This window comes from Bacteroides stercorirosoris, from assembly GCF_900142015.1.
Taxonomy (GTDB): Bacteria; Bacteroidota; Bacteroidia; order Bacteroidales; family Bacteroidaceae; genus Bacteroides; species Bacteroides stercorirosoris.
In genome coordinates this window covers 124,521-141,609 of record NZ_FQZN01000012.1, presented here as the reverse complement: position 1 = coordinate 141,609, position 17,089 = coordinate 124,521, and the positions used below count along the sequence as shown (strand labels likewise).

General features: G+C 46.2%; 16 protein-coding genes. 11 read left to right on the top strand and 5 right to left on the bottom strand.

Going from position 1 to position 17,089, the window contains the following annotated elements; genetic code table 11:
- Positions 1-9 precede the first annotated feature (9 nt).
- The 9 genes from atpC to BUC01_RS10900 all read left to right on the top strand — a co-directional run bounded on the left by atpC (position 10) and on the right by BUC01_RS10900 (position 8,325).
- The gene (atpC, locus tag BUC01_RS10940; protein WP_025832607.1) at positions 10-255 is read left to right on the top strand and encodes an ATP synthase F1 subunit epsilon; all 246 of its coding nucleotides are present in this window, start codon (positions 10-12) and stop codon (positions 253-255) included.
- A gap of 55 nt (positions 256-310) precedes the next feature.
- A complete protein-coding gene (locus tag BUC01_RS10935) occupies positions 311-736 on the top strand; it encodes a hypothetical protein (RefSeq protein WP_025832609.1) in 426 nt (141 codons plus the stop codon).
- Positions 720-1,859 (top strand): F0F1 ATP synthase subunit A, encoded by a 1,140-nt coding sequence (gene atpB / locus BUC01_RS10930; protein ID WP_073313722.1) that lies wholly within the window; start codon positions 720-722, stop codon positions 1,857-1,859. Before BUC01_RS10935 ends, atpB begins: the two co-directional genes overlap by 17 nt.
- 38 nt (positions 1,860-1,897) lie before the next feature.
- The gene (gene atpE / locus BUC01_RS10925; protein ID WP_025832611.1) at positions 1,898-2,158 is read left to right on the top strand and encodes an ATP synthase F0 subunit C; all 261 of its coding nucleotides are present in this window, start codon (positions 1,898-1,900) and stop codon (positions 2,156-2,158) included.
- A 49-nt stretch (positions 2,159-2,207) separates the two neighbouring features.
- A complete protein-coding gene (gene atpF / locus BUC01_RS10920) occupies positions 2,208-2,714 on the top strand; it encodes a F0F1 ATP synthase subunit B (protein WP_025832613.1) in 507 nt (168 codons plus the stop codon).
- 85 nt (positions 2,715-2,799) lie between these two features.
- Positions 2,800-3,360, top strand: coding sequence for a F0F1 ATP synthase subunit delta (locus BUC01_RS10915; RefSeq protein WP_025832614.1), 561 nt, complete (start codon positions 2,800-2,802; stop codon positions 3,358-3,360).
- A gap of 120 nt (positions 3,361-3,480) precedes the next feature.
- Positions 3,481-5,064 (top strand): F0F1 ATP synthase subunit alpha, encoded by a 1,584-nt coding sequence (atpA, locus tag BUC01_RS10910; protein ID WP_025832616.1) that lies wholly within the window; start codon positions 3,481-3,483, stop codon positions 5,062-5,064.
- Between the two features lie 24 nt (positions 5,065-5,088).
- Positions 5,089-5,976 carry a F0F1 ATP synthase subunit gamma gene (locus tag BUC01_RS10905; protein WP_025832618.1) on the top strand — a complete coding sequence of 296 codons (888 nt, stop codon included), beginning with the start codon at positions 5,089-5,091 and terminating at the stop codon, positions 5,974-5,976.
- Positions 5,977-6,117: 141 nt separating this feature from the next.
- Positions 6,118-8,325, top strand: coding sequence for an HRDC domain-containing protein (locus BUC01_RS10900; protein ID WP_025832620.1), 2,208 nt, complete (start codon positions 6,118-6,120; stop codon positions 8,323-8,325).
- 72 nt (positions 8,326-8,397) lie between these two features.
- Here BUC01_RS10900 and BUC01_RS10895 read toward each other — a convergent pair whose 3' ends face one another.
- The 5 genes from BUC01_RS10895 to BUC01_RS10875 form a co-directional block, all read right to left on the bottom strand.
- Positions 8,398-9,297, bottom strand: coding sequence for an SDR family oxidoreductase (locus BUC01_RS10895; RefSeq protein ID WP_073313720.1), 900 nt, complete (start codon positions 9,295-9,297; stop codon positions 8,398-8,400).
- 13 nt (positions 9,298-9,310) lie between these two features.
- On the bottom strand, positions 9,311-9,856 hold the full coding sequence (locus tag BUC01_RS10890; protein WP_025832622.1) for a hypothetical protein: 546 nt from the start codon (positions 9,854-9,856) through the stop codon (positions 9,311-9,313).
- 248 nt (positions 9,857-10,104) lie between these two features.
- On the bottom strand, positions 10,105-10,884 hold the full coding sequence (locus tag BUC01_RS10885; protein ID WP_025832624.1) for a hypothetical protein: 780 nt from the start codon (positions 10,882-10,884) through the stop codon (positions 10,105-10,107).
- 23 nt (positions 10,885-10,907) lie between these two features.
- Positions 10,908-11,603 (bottom strand): response regulator transcription factor, encoded by a 696-nt coding sequence (locus BUC01_RS10880; RefSeq protein ID WP_025832626.1) that lies wholly within the window; start codon positions 11,601-11,603, stop codon positions 10,908-10,910.
- Positions 11,604-11,637: 34 nt separating this feature from the next.
- Complete coding sequence (locus BUC01_RS10875) at positions 11,638-13,185, bottom strand: sensor histidine kinase (RefSeq protein ID WP_073313718.1); 1,548 nt, start codon at positions 13,183-13,185, stop codon at positions 11,638-11,640.
- Positions 13,186-13,563: 378 nt separating this feature from the next.
- Between BUC01_RS10875 and BUC01_RS10870 the strand changes: the two genes are divergently transcribed.
- Positions 13,564-15,705: an outer membrane beta-barrel family protein gene (locus tag BUC01_RS10870; RefSeq protein ID WP_073313736.1), complete on the top strand. Its 2,142-nt coding sequence runs from the start codon at positions 13,564-13,566 to the stop codon at positions 15,703-15,705.
- A gap of 165 nt (positions 15,706-15,870) precedes the next feature.
- On the top strand, positions 15,871-17,025 hold the full coding sequence (gene fucO, locus BUC01_RS10865; RefSeq protein WP_073313716.1) for a lactaldehyde reductase: 1,155 nt from the start codon (positions 15,871-15,873) through the stop codon (positions 17,023-17,025).
- The last annotated feature ends 64 nt before the right edge of the window (positions 17,026-17,089 follow it).

Here is a 17,089-nt window from a genome sequence, read left to right as displayed (position 1 = left end):
AAAGAGGCTATGAAGAAATTATCTTTGAGCATAGTGTCTCCTGAAAAGGAAATATATAATGGAGAAGTGGAAAGTGTAACGCTGCCCGGTACGATAGGAACTTTTACCATCTTGCCGCAACATGCTCCCATTGTGTCTTCGCTCCGTGAAGGCAAAGTGACGTATGTGCCGGAAGGAGGTGAGGAACAAACCCTTGACATCAAGGGAGGTTTCGTGGAGTTGAGCGGTGGAGTAGTGTCTGCCTGTGTAGACTGACGCCTAGCTACTCTTTCATTCTTTAACTCTTTCATCCTTAATTTTGAATAATACTATGAGTATCAGCATAACAAAGCGCAATTTCTTATATCAGATCACCTTGCTGTCAATCATTGCAGGGTGGACAGGAGCGGGAATTTTTCATTATATATTACCCGGGCACTATTTCGGAGGTTACCCTTTTATTCCGGTATACTTCTTCCTGTTCGGGATTTTTGAGATATCAATGTTCGACGCATGTCGGAAACACACTCCGCAGAAGTTGTTGCTGCTTTATATGGCAATGAAAGTGATGAAGATGTTGCTCTCTGTGATACTCTTGGTAGTGTACTGTTTGGCAGTACGGGAGGAAGCCAAATTGTTCCTGCTGACATTCATCATTTACTATATAGTCTATCTGATATATGAGACTTGGTTCTTTTTTACTTATGAGGTGACGAAGAAACAGAAAAAAGAAAAGAAAAATGAAACAAATGCGTAATCTATTGACCGGAATATTCCTGCTGCTGGGAATGCTGCTGACTACCTTGCCTGCTACCGCACAAGGTGTTGAAGCAGAGCTTGGCAGCATAGCCAAACGGGATGACATCACTGCCGCCGAACAGAAAGAGAATACGGTGGATGTGAAGGGGATCGTCTTCGGACATATTGGCGATGCTTACGAGTGGCATATCACTACATGGGGAAAGACGCACGTTACTATTCCGTTGCCTATCATTGTATATAGCTCACAGACTGGCTGGCATGCTTTCCTTTCTTCCCGCTTGGAAGAGAGTGAAGGCAGTTATGAAGGGTTCTCCATTGCCCCGGCCGGAAGTAAGTATGAGGGTAAACTGGTGGAACATGACGCAGCCGGAAACGAAATACGTCCCTGGGATATCTCTATAACGAAAGTGACACTGTCGTTGCTAATAAACAGTGTATTGCTGCTTATTATAATTCTGGCGGTGGCTCAATGGTATCGCAAGCATCCGCAAGGCAGTGCGGCACCCGGAGGCTTCATCGGATTTATGGAGATGTTTATAATGATGGTGAACGATGATATCATCAAGAGTTGTGTAGGACCGAAGTATCGCAAGTTTGCGCCCTATTTGCTGACAGCGTTTTTCTTCATCTTCATAAACAACATTATGGGGCTGATTCCTATCTTTCCGGGTGGTGCCAATGTGACGGGTAATATCGCTATCACGATGGTACTGGCACTCTTTACCTTTGTAGCCGTCAACTTGTTTGGTACAAAAACGTATTGGAAAGATATTTTTTGGCCGGATGTGCCCTGGTGGTTGAAAGTGCCTGTGCCGATGATGCCCTTTATCGAATTTTTCGGCATCTTCACCAAGCCGTTCGCCTTGATGATCCGTCTTTTTGCCAATATGCTGGCGGGGCACATGGCCATGCTGGTGCTGACGTGTCTGATTTTTATTTCCGCCAGTATGGGACCAGCACTCAATGGTACGCTTACGGTGGCATCCGTGCTGTTCAACATCTTTATGAACGCATTGGAGTTACTGGTAGCCTTTATCCAGGCTTATGTGTTTACCATGTTGTCTGCCGTGTTCATCGGACTGGCGCAAGAAGAACATAAGGAAGTAAAAGTGAAATAAATAACAATTAATAATAAACCATTTAAAAACTGAAAGTTATGTTACTATCATCTGTATTATTGCAAGCTGCTGCGGCTGGTGTCGGAGTAAGTAAATTAGGTGCTGCACTGGGTGCCGGATTGGCCGTTATCGGCGCAGGTTTGGGTATCGGTAGAATTGGTGGTTCCGCTATGGAAGCAATTGCCCGTCAGCCGGAAGCATCAGGAGACATTCGTATGAATATGATTATCGCTGCTGCATTGATTGAGGGTGTTGCTCTGTTGGCAGTAGTTGTGTGCCTGTTGGTGTTCTTCCTATAAGAGGCTTATACTTGCCTTAGTTTATAATTATTAATTTATAGTTGAAATTATGTCATTGTTATTACCCGATAGTGGTCTGCTGTTCTGGATGCTTTTGTCGTTCGGCGTGGTGTTTGTGGTGTTGGCGAAGTACGGTTTCCCTGTCATTACCAAGATGGTAGAGGGCCGCAGAACCTACATCGACCAGTCGCTGGAAGTGGCGAAAGAAGCCAATGAGCAACTCAAAAGGCTGAAAGCCGAGAGTGATGCATTGGTTGCCGCTGCCAACAAGGAGCAAGGACGCATCCTGCGGGAGGCGATGCACGAGCGTGACAAGATAATCGTCGAAGCACGCAAGCAGGCGGAAGTTGCCGCGCAGAAAGAGCTGGACGAGATAAGAAAGCAGATACAGCAAGAAAAGGAAGAGGCGATACGCGATATTCGTCGTCAGGTGGCTGTGCTTTCAGTGGATATTGCGGAAAAAGTAATCCGCAAGAATCTGGATGAAGAGCACGAACAAATGGAGATGATAGACCGTATGCTGGACGAAGTGCTGGCGGCCTCAAGAAACAATTAAAGAATGAAAGAGTTAAAGAATGAAAGGATGGAGCATACACTGCTCTTTTCATTCTTTAGTTCCTTAATTATTAATTTTCAAAGAAATGGATATAGGAATTGTTTCGATGCGATACGCCAAAGCGTTGATAGAGTACGCGAAAGGTACGGGGGCGGAAGACCGCGTATATGGCGAGTTGCGTATGCTGGAACGTAGTTTCCGTAAGCATCCTGGTTTGCGTGATGCGTTGGATAACCCCATCCTGAAAATCAAGGAAAAATTAGCGCTGATTTGTACCGCTGCCGTAGGCGACGGGGAAGTGAGCCGGGAATTCTCCCGTTTCATCACCCTTGTGCTGAGAAACAGGCGGGAGTACTATTTGCAGTACATCGCTCTGACTTACCTTGATTTATACAGGAAGCTGAAGCATATCGGTGTAGGAAAGCTGATTACAGCCGTACCTGTGAGCCGGGAAGTATGGGAGCGTATTCGGGACAGTGCTTCCACTTTGCTGCATGCCCGTATGGAGTTGCAGACCGAAGTAGATCCGTCTATCGAGGGAGGCTTTGTCTTCGATATCAACGACTTCCGACTGGATGCCAGTATCGCCACGCAACTTAAAAGAGTGAAACAGCAGTTCATTGATAAGAACAGAAGAATAGTGTGATTTACGATTGGACGATTTACGATTTACGATTAGAGTTACTCTACATTGTAAGTAGTGAATCGGACTTAATGATGGTAATCTCAATCGTAAATTGTAAATAACTAAATCGTAAATAGAATCATGTCTGAAAATATAAAAGTAAGCGAAGTTTCCGATATTCTCCGTCATCAATTAGAGGGAATCGACACTCGTGTGCAGTTGGACGAAATCGGTACAGTGCTGCAGGTCAGTGACGGTGTGGCGCGTATCTATGGACTGCGCAACGCCGAAGCGAACGAACTGTTGGAGTTCGACAACGGTGTTAAGGCGATTGTGATGAACCTGGAAGAGGATAACGTGGGAGCCGTGTTGTTGGGTCCTACGGATAAAATTAAAGAGGGCTATGTCGTTAAGCGTACCAAGCGCATCGCTTCCATAATGGTGGGAGAGGGTATGCTGGGACGTGTAATCGACCCGTTGGGAGCACCGTTGGACGGCAAGGGACTTATTGGCGGAGAACTATGCGAGATGCCTTTGGAGCGTAAAGCGCCGGGTGTAATCTATCGTCAGCCCGTAAATCAACCGTTGCAGACGGGATTGAAGGCTGTGGATGCCATGATACCTATCGGTCGCGGACAGCGTGAATTAATTATCGGTGACCGCCAGACGGGAAAGACGGCTATTGCCGTTGACGCGATTATCAACCAGCGTGCGAATTTCGAGGCAGGTGACCCGGTATATTGTATCTATGTGGCTATTGGCCAGAAAGGTTCTACGGTGGCTTCCATCGTGAACACACTGCGTGAATATGGCGCGATGGATTATACAATCGTAGTTGCCGCTACGGCAGGTGATCCGGCTGCGTTGCAGTATTATGCACCGTTTGCTGGTGCGGCTATCGGTGAGTATTTCCGTGATACCGGCCGTCATGCGTTGGTGGTTTATGATGACCTTTCCAAGCAGGCCGTAGCCTATCGTGAGGTATCATTAATCTTGCGCCGTCCGTCAGGACGTGAAGCCTATCCGGGTGATATTTTCTATCTGCACTCCCGTTTGTTGGAGCGTGCGGCACGTATCATCAATCAGGAAGAAGTGGCACGCGAAATGAACGACTTGCCGGATAGTCTGAAAGGAAAAGTGAAAGGTGGCGGTTCGTTGACCGCATTGCCCATCATCGAGACACAGGCGGGTGACGTATCTGCTTATATCCCGACAAACGTGATATCAATCACTGACGGACAGATTTTCCTCGATACAGACTTGTTCAACCAGGGTAACCGTCCGGCTATCAATGTAGGTATCTCCGTGAGCCGTGTGGGTGGTAACGCCCAGATCAAGGCTATGAAGAAAGTGGCAGGTACATTGAAGATAGACCAGGCGCAGTATCGGGAGTTGGAGGCTTTCACGAAGTTCAGCGGTGATATGGATCCTGTAACGGCGCTGACCATTGACAAAGGACAGAAAAACACCCGTTTGCTGGTTCAGCCGCAATATACTCCGATGCCGGTAGAGAAGCAGATTGCTATTCTTTATTGTGGTACGCATGGTTTGCTCCGTAATGTTCCGCTGGATAAAGTGACTGACTTTGAGCGTAGTTTCCTTGAATCTCTTGAAATGAATCATCGCGCTGATGTGCTTGATGTGCTGAAGAGTGGTGTCATCAATGATGAGGTATGTAAAAAGATAGAGGAGACTGCGGATATGATGTCAAAACAATATTTATAAAATGTGGAGGAGAGGGGTAAGTAGATGGGTTCTTTAAAGGAAGTAAAAAACAGAATAAACTCCGTCAAGAGTACACGTCAGATTACATCGGCGATGAAGATGGTGGCGTCCGCCAAATTGCATAAGGCACAGGGACGGATTGAGAATATGCTACCCTATCAACAGAAACTGAATGAAATCCTGACGAACTTCTTGTCTACTGATGCTACGTTTGAGTCGCCCTATACTGATGTGCGGCCTGTGACACGGGTAGCGATAGTGGTTTTCTCATCCAATAGTTCACTGTGTGGCGCATTCAATGCGAATGTGGGGAAGATGCTTGAGGAAACGCTGGAAGGATATAAATCGCTTGGCAAAGACAATATCCTGATATATCCTGTAGGAAAAAAGGTGGAAGCGGCCGTAAAAAAGCTGGGGTATACATCGCAGGGAAGTTATCAGGAGATGGCGGAAAAGCCGTCGTATATGCAGGCGTATGAACTTGCCGCATTGCTGATGCAAGAGTTTGTGGAAAAGCAAATCGACCGTGTGGAGCTGATTTACCATCACTTCAAATCGATGGGCTCGCAGATATTGACACGTGAGGAGTATCTTCCCATCGACTTGAGTAAAGTGGAAAAGACAGCTGCAATAGAGGGTTCCGGGAAACGGGGCTTCCAGAATGACTATATTGTGGAACCATCCGTAGGACAGTTGATTGCTGATTTATTGCCGAAAGTTTTGAGCCAGAAGCTTTTCACAGTGCTTCAGGACTCTAATGCTTCCGAACATGCCGCCCGTACCCTTGCCATGCAGACAGCAACGGATAATGCCAATGAATTGATACAGGACTTGACGAAGCAATATAATAAGAGCAGACAACAGGCAATTACCAATGAACTGTTGGATATTATTGCCGGAAGTCTGAAATAAGTAAGTGACAGGCTACGAGCCACTGCGCTATGTGGCTCGTAACCTGTCATTAAAATATTCTTGTAAAAAGATGTTGTAACGAAGGTTTTACTGTTTTATTTATACTACCTTTACGCCTCCGTAACCAACATTGATAAACTAATGGAACAGAATCCTGAATTGTCACTTGCGTGGCAATTTATTGAAAATACAGGCACTCATCTTTTTCTGACCGGTAAAGCAGGTACCGGAAAAACAACTTTTCTGCGGCGGTTAAAAGCCGGAAGTCCTAAGCGTATGGTAGTTCTTGCCCCAACGGGTATTGCGGCTATTAATGCAGGTGGTGTAACTATACATTCCTTTTTTCAACTCCCTTTTGCCCCTTATGTGCCCGACACTTCATTCAGTGCCGACGGTAAAGCACAATACCGTTTCCGTTTCGGAAAAGATAAGCTCAACATCATGCGGAGCATAGATTTGCTTGTGATTGATGAAATCAGTATGGTACGTGCCGACTTGCTAGATGCGATAGACGATGTGTTGCGCCGCTTTCGTGATCGGAGTAAGCCCTTCGGTGGTGTACAATTGTTGATGATTGGCGACTTGCAGCAGCTTTCTCCGGTGATAAAAGACGAAGAATGGCAGATGCTGAACCGCTATTATGATACTCCTTACTTTTTCTCCAGCCGGGCATTGCGGCAGTCGGAATACTGCACCATCGAACTGAAAACAGTGTACCGCCAAAGTGACACCCATTTTTTGGATATGCTGAACCGCATCAGAGAAAATCGTTGTGACCAGGCCTTGTTGGAAGAACTGAACCGGAGGTATGTTCCCAACTTCAAACCGGCAAAAGAGGAAGGATACATCCAACTGACCACCCATAACTATCAGGCACAGCGCATCAATGAATATGAACTGGCACAGTTGCCCGGCCGTTCTTTCACCTTTCGGGCGCAGATAGATGGAAAATTCCCCGAATATTCCTATCCTACGGACGAAGTGCTGGAATTGAAGCGAGGTGCGCAGATCATGTTTGTGAAGAACGATTCATCCGGTGAACACCGTTATTATAATGGTATGATCGGCGAAGTGGTGAACGTTTCGGCTTCAGGCATTGAAGTGCGAAGTAAAGGAAGTGACGAAGCCTTTATGTTGCAGGAAGAGGAATGGACGAATGCCAAATATGTGTTGGACGAAGAAACGAAAGAAATCACGGAAGATATAGAAGGAGTTTTCAAACAGTTCCCTTTGAAACTGGCATGGGCAATCACAATCCATAAAAGCCAGGGGTTGACGTTTGAACGTGCCATCATAGATGCCAGCGCATCCTTTGCACATGGCCAGACATATGTGGCATTGAGCCGATGCAAGACATTGGAGGGACTGGTGTTGAGCGCACCGTTATCGGCAAGAGCCGTAATCAGCGACAGTGCCGTGGATGCTTTCACGGAAGATGCACGCAGAAATGAACCTGACGAAATGCGCTATCGTAGACTGCAACAATCTTATTTTCTGGAATTATTATCGGGCTTATTTGATTTCCTGCCACTGGAACAGGCTTTGAGGCGGTTCGTGCGACTGGTGGACGAACATCTGTATAAACTCTATCCGAAACTATTGGCGGAGTATAAATCGGAAACAGAACGTTTCCATGAAAAGGTGACAAAAGTTGCTCAGAAATTCAGTCTTCAGTATACCCGTTTAGTAGATGCTGCGGAAGACTATGCAACAGACAGCAGTCTGCAACAGCGTATTCACTTGGGAGCTGAATATTTCAAGGAACAATTAGCTCCCTTGGATGCTATCAGAAGCAATACAATTGTGGAAACCGACAACAAAGAGTTGAAGAAACAACTGAAGACCGCCAGTGAAGAACTGGATGATATGTTTCTGTTGAAAGCGGATTTATTAGAATTCGTTATCAGCAAGGGTTTTCATGTAGGGGAGTATCTGAAACAGAAAGCCGTCCTTTCCATTGATGATACAGCATCGGCCAAAGGCAAGGGTGAGAAACGTTCCGGCACTTCTTCCGATAGAAGAAAACAGAAAGCCGGAGAGGAGGGAAATAACTCTTCACGGAAGAAAACGGCAACCGTGGAAGTTCCTTCAGATATTCTGCATCCTGAATTGTATAAGCGTTTGGTAGCATGGCGCAACGCGGAAGCATCCCAATTAGGACTGCCGGTATATACGGTTATCCAGCAAAAAGCGATTCTGGGAATAACGAATCTGTTGCCGGAAGATAAAGCAGCCCTTCTCCGGATACCTTATTTCGGTAAGAAGGGAGTAGAGAAATACGGGGATGAGCTCTTGGAAATGGTGCGGAAATATATGAAAGAAAGTGGAATAAAGGAAACGTTGTTTTAATGATTAACGATGAATAGTCAGTAGCCAGTACACAAATTTACCAACTGCTGACTATTCATCGTCAATCACTTATTAAATATTGAACATCAGCTTGATACCCTCTTCAAGAGTATGCGGCTGATATCCCAGTTCATTGCGTGCTTTCTCTATGCTCATTCCGCTAAAGCGGGGGCGGGGAGTCTTTTCTTCCATTTGCTTGGTGGTGACAGGCAAAATCAGCGAATAGTCCAGATTCAGTGTATCTGCTACCCGGTAAGCGATATCCGCTATTGTGAGGCAATCCGAGCCGCAGATATGATAAATGCCGCTTGTGGGAAGCCCGATAAGCTTTTCTATTCCTTGCGATACATCTCCCACATAAGTCGGCGTGCGCCATTGGTCGGAAACTACCCGTATTTCTTCGTTATTTCTCAAACGATCCGCTACTAACTGCAATATATTTCCGTGTTGTCCCGGCAGGGCGGTGCCATACACCACGGCCACACGCGCAATGGCATAATTGGTACATAGTTCAGCCACCCTCTTTTCACCTTTCAGCTTCGTTACTCCATAATAATTGACCGGAGCGGGAGCATCCTCTTCCGTATAGAGGCGACCGCTATCTCCACTGAACACGAAGTCGGTTGAAAGATGGATTAAACGTGCCCCGGATACTTCGCACCGGAAGGCCAACTGACCTACGGCAGTGATATTAATGATTTCCGCTTCTTCACGATGCGTTTCGCAATAATCGGGTACGGAAAGGGCGGAAGCATTGATAACTACGTTAGGGCGTACTTCACGAAACAATGCAGCTTGTTCTCCCATCTGGCAGATGTCCGCACTGATAAAGTGATAATTCCCGGAGCCGGGAGCAATATCGTCATGCAAGGAACAACCTGTTACGGTATATTCGTCATTGCGAGACAAATCGTTCAATACCCGGCGTCCTGTGAAACCATTAGCGCCTACTACTAATATTCTTTTTCCCATATGTATATCGTCTTTAATAAGGTCCGTTTTTTCCCTGTTGCACTTCAATTCTTATTCCGAATGCTCCGTTGGCTGATTTCAATTCAAAAGCCCCTTTAAAGTTATTCCGTTCCCACGGCAGGGCAGAAGGATTATGCACTTTCCGTCCGTCCTTGTTGTATTCCCCATACGTGTTGATGCGCATACCGTTCTTCAGCCGGAAGCTGCCCATCTGCAAATTCTGAGGAGATGAACCGAAGCCTGTCAGCCCGAAAGGATTCATACTGTATATAGTGGAACTGCCTAAACTGAATATATTCGAATACCCCTGTGAGTAGGTTACGTTCGGGTCCATACGGAACATGAAACTATAGTCTTTGCTGGCATCAGGAATATCCAGGCTGAATTGAGGCATCTCAGGTGTCGCCATTTTCATCAGGTTCATATCCAGAAGGAACCCATCGAAATCTTTTACGCCTGACATATCTATGTTGCGGATGCTATCGGCAGGTATTTCATTCTGAGCACTTACCCGGATGGTAAGGAAACATAGAAGTATGATTAAACCTATTTGTTTCATCATTAAATGGTCTTTATTTAATGGCGAATATAGCAAATAAGTATGAAATACGGAAATATATAGTAATTATTAAAAGAAAAGTTGTATATGATGTTCCGTTGTTTGAGAATTATTGCTATCTTTGGCAATGTTAATTGATTGTATACGTAATTGACATAAACGTATTGGCAATTTTGTTCCTCTCTGACCAGTAGATGACGGGCTGCATTTCACGCAAAGATGCAGTCCGTTATCTTTTAAGCATCAGCTTATTTCTTTTTTCTGAGATTGATGACCGGCTGGAATATAGGTACTGTTGTCCACTTCATTTTAGTAGCATCATATACTCTTTCTGCTCCGCCATGTATTTCTACCACATCGTTAATCTTCCACTCCATAACAGCACCGAAACTGCTTTGCGGATACATCGGGTTCATATACCCGTTGAACGAGTTCTGTCGTCCGAAAGCAGAGTACTGTCCGAATAGACGGATACGCAGATGATCGTTGATACGGTAAGCCGCCGAGGCATTCAATCCGATGTCGAACTGGGAACCGTGCATACGTGATGGCAGGGTGTATTTGGCTGTATACATACCGCTGTTAAGTTCCCAGCGTTCGTTGGGATGGTAAATGAAGTTGGCGCCTGCCTGAATCATTGTTCCCATAGTGGGATAAGTGTCGTAGGTGCTGAATGTGCTCAACATAGTTTTGCCGGAGAGCATAAAAGCATCATAGAGTTCATAATCCATCACAAAAGGATCGTAACTGCTGACCATTTTCCCCATCTTCACATCCATCCATGGCAGGTTGGGAATATAAGTAGGCGGGGGAGGTACATTCAAAGTTACACTGTCAGTACCGATGGAAGTGTTTTCCGGCATTTCCCGGCTGAAGGTGGCGGATGTGGTAGGCGGGGCTATTTGTGGTAACCCTTTGTTTTCCGATGGGAAACGGTTCAGCAATGTACTGTCCTTCGGCTGCTCGTTTTGTGCGGCAATGCGGAGGAAAACGGAAAGGAGAAACAGTAAGAAGAATAGTTTTTTCATAAGTTGTTATGTGTATGTAAGTTTCAGTTTATGATAAGTTTATATCCGATTCCCCGCACGTTGACAATGCGGATACGCCCGTCCTTCGAGAGTTTGTGGCGTAGTTTGGTGATGAAGACGTGCAGGCTGCGGGAGTTGAAGAAACTGTCGTCTCCCCAAAGGTCGAGCAGGATATTTTGAGTGTTCACCACCTGGTTACGGTTTTCGCACAGGCGTTTCAATATTTCGGCTTCGCGGTGGGAGAGTTCTTCTTCCGCTCCGGCATACGAGAGTTTTTGCGTGATGGAGTTGAAGTGATAATCGCCTATTTCGAAACGGGTTTCTTCCTGTTCAGGTTCTTCCTTGAAGCTGAATGCTTTGCCTGCCAACGCTTTGATGCGTACAATCAGTTCCTGCATGCCAAATGGTTTTTTCAGGTAGTCGTTGGCACCCAGTTCAAATCCTTCCACCACATCGTTGATGGCGGAACGGGCGGTGAGGAAGAGTACTGGCGTCCGTTTATCCGTCTGGCGGATGCGGCGCACCATTTCGAAGCCATCCATGCGGGGCATCATGACATCGGCCACCAGGACGTCGGGGCGCAAGTCGAAAAACAGGCGCAAACCTTCTATACCATCGTTGGCGGTATGGATGATGAAGTTCTGACCTTCCAGTGTATCTTTGATAATCATGGCGAGGGTTTGTTCATCCTCAACCAGTAATACTTTGATTTTATCCATATATTCATTGGTTTTCATAACAAGCAATGTTATTTTAGACTCTTATTGTAAATGTACTCCCTTTGCCCGGTTCGCTTTTCACGGTCACGTTGCCATTGTGTTTTTCTACCATGGTTTTCACGTAGAAAAGTCCCAGGCCGTAGCCTTTCGTATTGTGTACGTTTCCTGTCGGCACGCGGTAGAACTTATCAAATACGAGCGGCTGCTTGTCCGCAGGTATACCTGTCCCGTGGTCGCTGACGGAGATTTCCACTTGTCCGGTTTCCGTCTTCCGGCAGCGGATGGCGATTTCGGCTTTCTCCGGAGAATATTTGATGGCATTATCTATCAGATTGCTCAGAATGTTGCTGAAATGAGTGCGGTCGGCAGTTATTGTCAAATCTTCCGGTTCGATGTCGAGGATGATTTCCACAGGCTTGTCCGCTTTCAGTTTATGCTGCTCGATAAGTGTAGGGAACAGGTCGTGCAGATGGAAATTTTCAGGATGCAGGCGGAATGTTTTGCGGCGTTCCATACTCATGGAGAGGATTTGTTCTACCAATCCGCTCAGCCGTTGCAGTTGTTCCTGGCAGATGCACAGATATTTCTCCCGTTGCTTCTTGTCTTCCGCCAGATTAAAATTGAGCAGTGCATCATTGGCGGCATACGCCACGGCAATGGGCGTTTTCAATTCGTGGGTGATGTTGTTGGTGAAGTCGCTTTTCATCTCTTCGAGTGTCTTTTGCCGCAGGATGGTGCGGATCAGGAACCAGAAGGAAAAACTCAGTATAATAAGGATTACGAATGAGGTGGTAAGGATGCCGCTCATTTGTTTCAGTACAAGCATATTAATGGGTTCCATCGTAAGACGGTAAGTTTCGCTGTGACTCATATTGAATGTATATTTGTATTGAACAGCTTCCTTGCTCGGAACGTATCCCGTAGATTGAATCACCCCCAGCGTGTCAATGAATACCTGTGAGGAGTCTATGGTTGCACCTGTACGGAAATACTCCAGACGATGGGGAAAATCTATACCGTATTCCAATAACTGAGCCGTCAAAAGGCTGTCGTAGGCAGATACGTCGGGACCTGAAAACAGGTCCACTCCCGAGTGTATTCCTTTTTGGATAAAACTTACGAGTTCCAGCATACTGTTCTGGTCGCGCAACATCATGTCCAGTCCTCTATTGCTGTGTAAAGCGGCCTGAGGAGGATCTTTGTCGGTTTCCGGATTTACCTGAGGAGGGCTCACTGGTATGCTGTCATATTTGGAGGAGGGGAGATGTAGAATCAATGAATCGTTATCGAGGCCGGTTTCTTCGCTGATAGTAGTACTGCTACGGACAAATGTTTTTCCGGTGTCCGAATCGTATCCTGTAGATACCTCTACGGCTCCGTGTTTTTTGTTTTCTTTCTGCATGTTTTTTATGCGGAGCATCATTTCATTGTAGTCACTCATGCGCATGGCCTCGTGGATGTTTTTTTCCATTTCATGCATCATTGTATTATATAAGCCCGTGAGCCAGTATGCCTGATAGGAAAAGATGCCCAACAGGGAGATAACGACCAGTATGGCGATAAGTTTGAACGGTAGTTTCATGCGATTTCTATATTTTAATGAAACAAAGGTAAGAAAGATAACCGTTAGACAGATAGGCGATAAGACTAAATAACAGTTCTGATAACAGTAAATAAGACTACATAAGTTGGGGATAACATGAAGTCCGGTAAATTTCCCCGTTCTTTGTCGTGCCGGTTGCAATGGGAACAAATGGTTTTGCACCATGCATTCTGTGCAAAAGGTATAGGGATAATCAGATCCGGAACAAGGCATTATCGTGTGTTCACCTTGGTGAACAGGCCTGTCAACCTTGCCGAACGGATCCGTCCACCTTGGTCAACGGGCCTGTTAACCAAGGTGGACATCCGGTAATCTCTAAGGTAAAATAGAGTATAATCATATCTAAAACGAATGAACATGAGGTGTAATTACTTTCTTCCCCTGGTGCTTTGTGTGCTGAGTGCAAGTCTCTCTGCACAAGAAAGACCGAAAAATGCAGATGCAGATGACGACCGGGTGCTCAGTGCCGACAGTCTTATAACCACTGACGCCCGTCTGGACAGCATTTATCAATCTCTTCCCGAAGTCATGATTACCGGGCAACGTCCCATCGTGAAAGCGGAACCCGGCAAACTGGTGTACGACCTTCCCCGGCTTATCGGCAATCTTCCTGTGGATAATGCCTATGATGCCGTAAAAGAATTGCCGGGCGTGACCGAGATGGATGGCGGACTGATGCTGGCCAGACAAGGTGTGACGGTGGTGCTGGACGGCAAGGTAACGACCATGACTACCGAGCAGCTCTATTCTTTATTGAAAAGTATCCCCGCCAGCCGCATCGAGAAAGCGGAAGTGATGTATAATGCCCCGGCACGCTATCAGGTGCGTGGTGCGCTCATCAACATCACATTAAAGCAAAGCACCGGAGGCCCCTCTTCCTGGCAGGGCGAAGTTTATGGGAAATATCTACAGAAACATTATGAAGGCTTCAACGAACGTGCCAGCCTGATATATACCGGAAATAAATTCTCAGCAGATTTTCTTTACTCGCATACTCACGGCAGGGGTTATAGCCTGACCGACAAAGAGTCAATGCATTCTCTGACAGACGGTTCGACCCACCACATAACAACCGATGAGGTGGGCCGGAGCCGTTCCCATACCCACAGTTACCGGATAGGGGCGGATTATAATATTGCCAAAGACCATCAGTTGAGCTTTGTCTATAACGGAAATTATTCAACTCATCATAGTCTGATGGATATTTTCGGTACACAGCAATCCAACACCCGCAGCAATAGCAGAGACTGGCTGCACAATGGGCGTCTGGACTACCGTACCCCTTTCGGCTTGAAAGCCGGTGCCGAACTGACGTATTACCGTTCGCCGTCCGACCAATTGTTGCACAGCGTCATGCAAGGTGAGGAGCTTGCTTTCTTTACCGAAGATTGCCAGCGCATCAACCGCTGGAAGTTCTTTCTTGCCCAAGAGCATGATTTGGGACACGGATGGGGATTAAACTACGGTGCCGTCTACACCACCAGTATCGACCATAGCTATCAGTATTATTACGATACGGATGCGAAAACAGGAAAAAGCGCAGGCATTCCCGGCGATATGCAATCCCGCCGCCGTGAGCAGACTTTGAACTTCTATGCCGGATTTAACAAGGGTTTCGGCGATAAGCTTTCTTTGGATGCCTCGCTTGCAGTGGAGCATTACAAAACGCCTGCATGGAATCAGTGGGACTGGTATCCTACCATCAACCTTAGCTATGTGCCTGCACCGGGGCAGGTCTGGCAACTTGCTTTAAGCAGTGATAAAGATTATCCTGACTATTGGGCTGTGCAGGATGCCATCTCTTATATAGGTGGCGGATATTCTGAGATTCATGGGAATCCGTTTCTAAAACCGGCACAAGAATATCAGCTTCAACTGACACATATTTTGAAGAGTAAATACATCTTCAGTGCCTGGTTTTCTCATACCAAGGATTACTCTGCCCAAACTCTTTATCAATCTCAGGAACGCCTGGTAGAAATATATAAATATTTCAATTTTAATTTTCAACAAAAGGCAGGAATACAGGCATCTATTCCGTTTGATATAAAGCAATGGTTAAACTCACGCTTAACCTTGATTGGTGTGTGGCATCATGAAAAGGATGATGACTTTTGGGACATCCCCTTTAATCGTGATATCTGTTATGGTATTGCTGTACTGACAAATAATTTCACACTATCAAAGAAGCCGGATCTGAAACTTACACTGACCGGGATGGCGCGTAGCAAAGCCATTCAGGGCATTTACGACTTACCCTCATCGGGATATGTGAACGTTGCACTGCGTTATGGTTTTGCCAAAGGAAAAGCGATTCTTAATCTCTACTGCAACGACATCTTTGAGACAGGACAGATAAAACCACGCATCCGTTTCGGTACGCAGAATGTGACGAATGATTACAGTTGCTTCCGGGAGTTCGGCATATCGTTTACGTATAAGTTCGGAGGATATAAGGAGAAGAAGAGGGAAGAGGTGGATACGTCGAGATTCAAATGACAGTTTAGCGGGCATCCGCCCGCTAAAAGCATTCTGCATACTATAAAAATCAGAATGTTTTGCCTCTCCTTACCGTATATTTCCTAATTTTGTCGGAAACAAAATGAAGTATCAACCTTCCGCAAAATCAACACTAAAGAAGTGCGGAACTTAAATGAACGTATTATGATTAACAGATTTGTCTTGAACGAAGTGTCCTACTTCGGACCGGGTGCCCGCGAAGTGCTCCCGCAGGAAATTAAACGTCTCGGCTTGAAAAAAGCTTTTGTATCGACCGACAAAGATTTGATTAAATTCGGTGTGGCCGACAAAGTACTGTCCGTACTGGACAAGGCCGGTATTCCTTACACCGTATTCAGCGACATTAAACCCAATCCGACGGTGAGCAATGTAAATGCGGGTGTGAAAGCATTTGCCGAATCCGGAGCCGACTTCATACTTGCTATTGGCGGTGGCTCTTCCATCGACACATCAAAGGCTATCGGTATCATCACCAATAATCCCGAATTCAGTGACGTGGTCTCTCTGGAAGGCGTGGCACCCACTAAAAAGAAATCCGTGCCCATCATTGCATTGCCCACCACTGCGGGAACTGCTGCCGAGGTAACCATCAATTATGTGATTACCGACGAGGTGAATGAAAAGAAAATGGTATGTGTAGACCCGAACGACATTCCGGCAATCGCCATCGTAGATGCCGAATTGATGTACACTCTGCCTAAAGGACTGACCGCTTCTACCGGATTGGACGCACTGACGCACGCCATCGAAGGCTTGATAACCAAAGGAGCGTGGGAAATGAGCGATATGTTCGAGATTAAGGCTATCGAAATGATTACCCGCTATCTGGAGACGGCAGTGTTTGAGCCGACCAATGCCGAAGCCCGTAACGGTATGGCTGTGGCGCAGTATATTGCCGGAATGGCATTCTCAAACGTAGGTCTGGGAGTTGTTCACGGCATGGCGCACCCGTTGGGTGCTATTTTCGATATTCCTCATGGTGTGGCCAATGCGTTGCTGTTGCCTGTCGTCATGGAATTCAATGCACCTGCCGCACTCGATAAATACATGGAGATTGCCAAAGCGATGAATGTATATAAGGAAGGTATGAGCAAGGAAGAAGCTGCCCGTGCTGCCGTAGATGCCGTGAGGGCGCTGTCGGTAAGGGTAGGCATACCGCAACATCTTTCCGAACTGGGCATCAAGGAAAGTGACCTCGACAAACTGGCTACTGCTGCCATTGCTGATGTTTGCACACCGGGTAATCCTCGTGAAGTGACGAAGGAGATTATTCTGGATTTGTATAAAAAAGCATTATAATAAAGCCGGGAGTATGTCAAAAGTAAAAATCACTATCATTTAGCTCTTCAGAGTTTTTGACACA

Coding starts and splice junctions, on each gene's coding strand:
- atpC (WP_025832607.1), top strand. CDS start 10: ATGAAGAAATTATCTTTGAGCATAGTGTCTCCTGAAAAGGAAATATAT.
- BUC01_RS10935 (WP_025832609.1), top strand. CDS start 311: ATGAGTATCAGCATAACAAAGCGCAATTTCTTATATCAGATCACCTTG.
- atpB (WP_073313722.1), top strand. CDS start 720: ATGAAACAAATGCGTAATCTATTGACCGGAATATTCCTGCTGCTGGGA.
- atpE (WP_025832611.1), top strand. CDS start 1,898: ATGTTACTATCATCTGTATTATTGCAAGCTGCTGCGGCTGGTGTCGGA.
- atpF (WP_025832613.1), top strand. CDS start 2,208: ATGTCATTGTTATTACCCGATAGTGGTCTGCTGTTCTGGATGCTTTTG.
- BUC01_RS10915 (WP_025832614.1), top strand. CDS start 2,800: ATGGATATAGGAATTGTTTCGATGCGATACGCCAAAGCGTTGATAGAG.
- atpA (WP_025832616.1), top strand. CDS start 3,481: ATGTCTGAAAATATAAAAGTAAGCGAAGTTTCCGATATTCTCCGTCAT.
- BUC01_RS10905 (WP_025832618.1), top strand. CDS start 5,089: ATGGGTTCTTTAAAGGAAGTAAAAAACAGAATAAACTCCGTCAAGAGT.
- BUC01_RS10900 (WP_025832620.1), top strand. CDS start 6,118: ATGGAACAGAATCCTGAATTGTCACTTGCGTGGCAATTTATTGAAAAT.
- BUC01_RS10895 (WP_073313720.1), bottom strand. CDS start 9,297: ATGGGAAAAAGAATATTAGTAGTAGGCGCTAATGGTTTCACAGGACGC.
- BUC01_RS10890 (WP_025832622.1), bottom strand. CDS start 9,856: ATGAAACAAATAGGTTTAATCATACTTCTATGTTTCCTTACCATCCGG.
- BUC01_RS10885 (WP_025832624.1), bottom strand. CDS start 10,884: ATGAAAAAACTATTCTTCTTACTGTTTCTCCTTTCCGTTTTCCTCCGC.
- BUC01_RS10880 (WP_025832626.1), bottom strand. CDS start 11,603: ATGGATAAAATCAAAGTATTACTGGTTGAGGATGAACAAACCCTCGCC.
- BUC01_RS10875 (WP_073313718.1), bottom strand. CDS start 13,185: ATGAAACTACCGTTCAAACTTATCGCCATACTGGTCGTTATCTCCCTG.
- BUC01_RS10870 (WP_073313736.1), top strand. CDS start 13,564: ATGAGGTGTAATTACTTTCTTCCCCTGGTGCTTTGTGTGCTGAGTGCA.
- fucO (WP_073313716.1), top strand. CDS start 15,871: ATGATTAACAGATTTGTCTTGAACGAAGTGTCCTACTTCGGACCGGGT.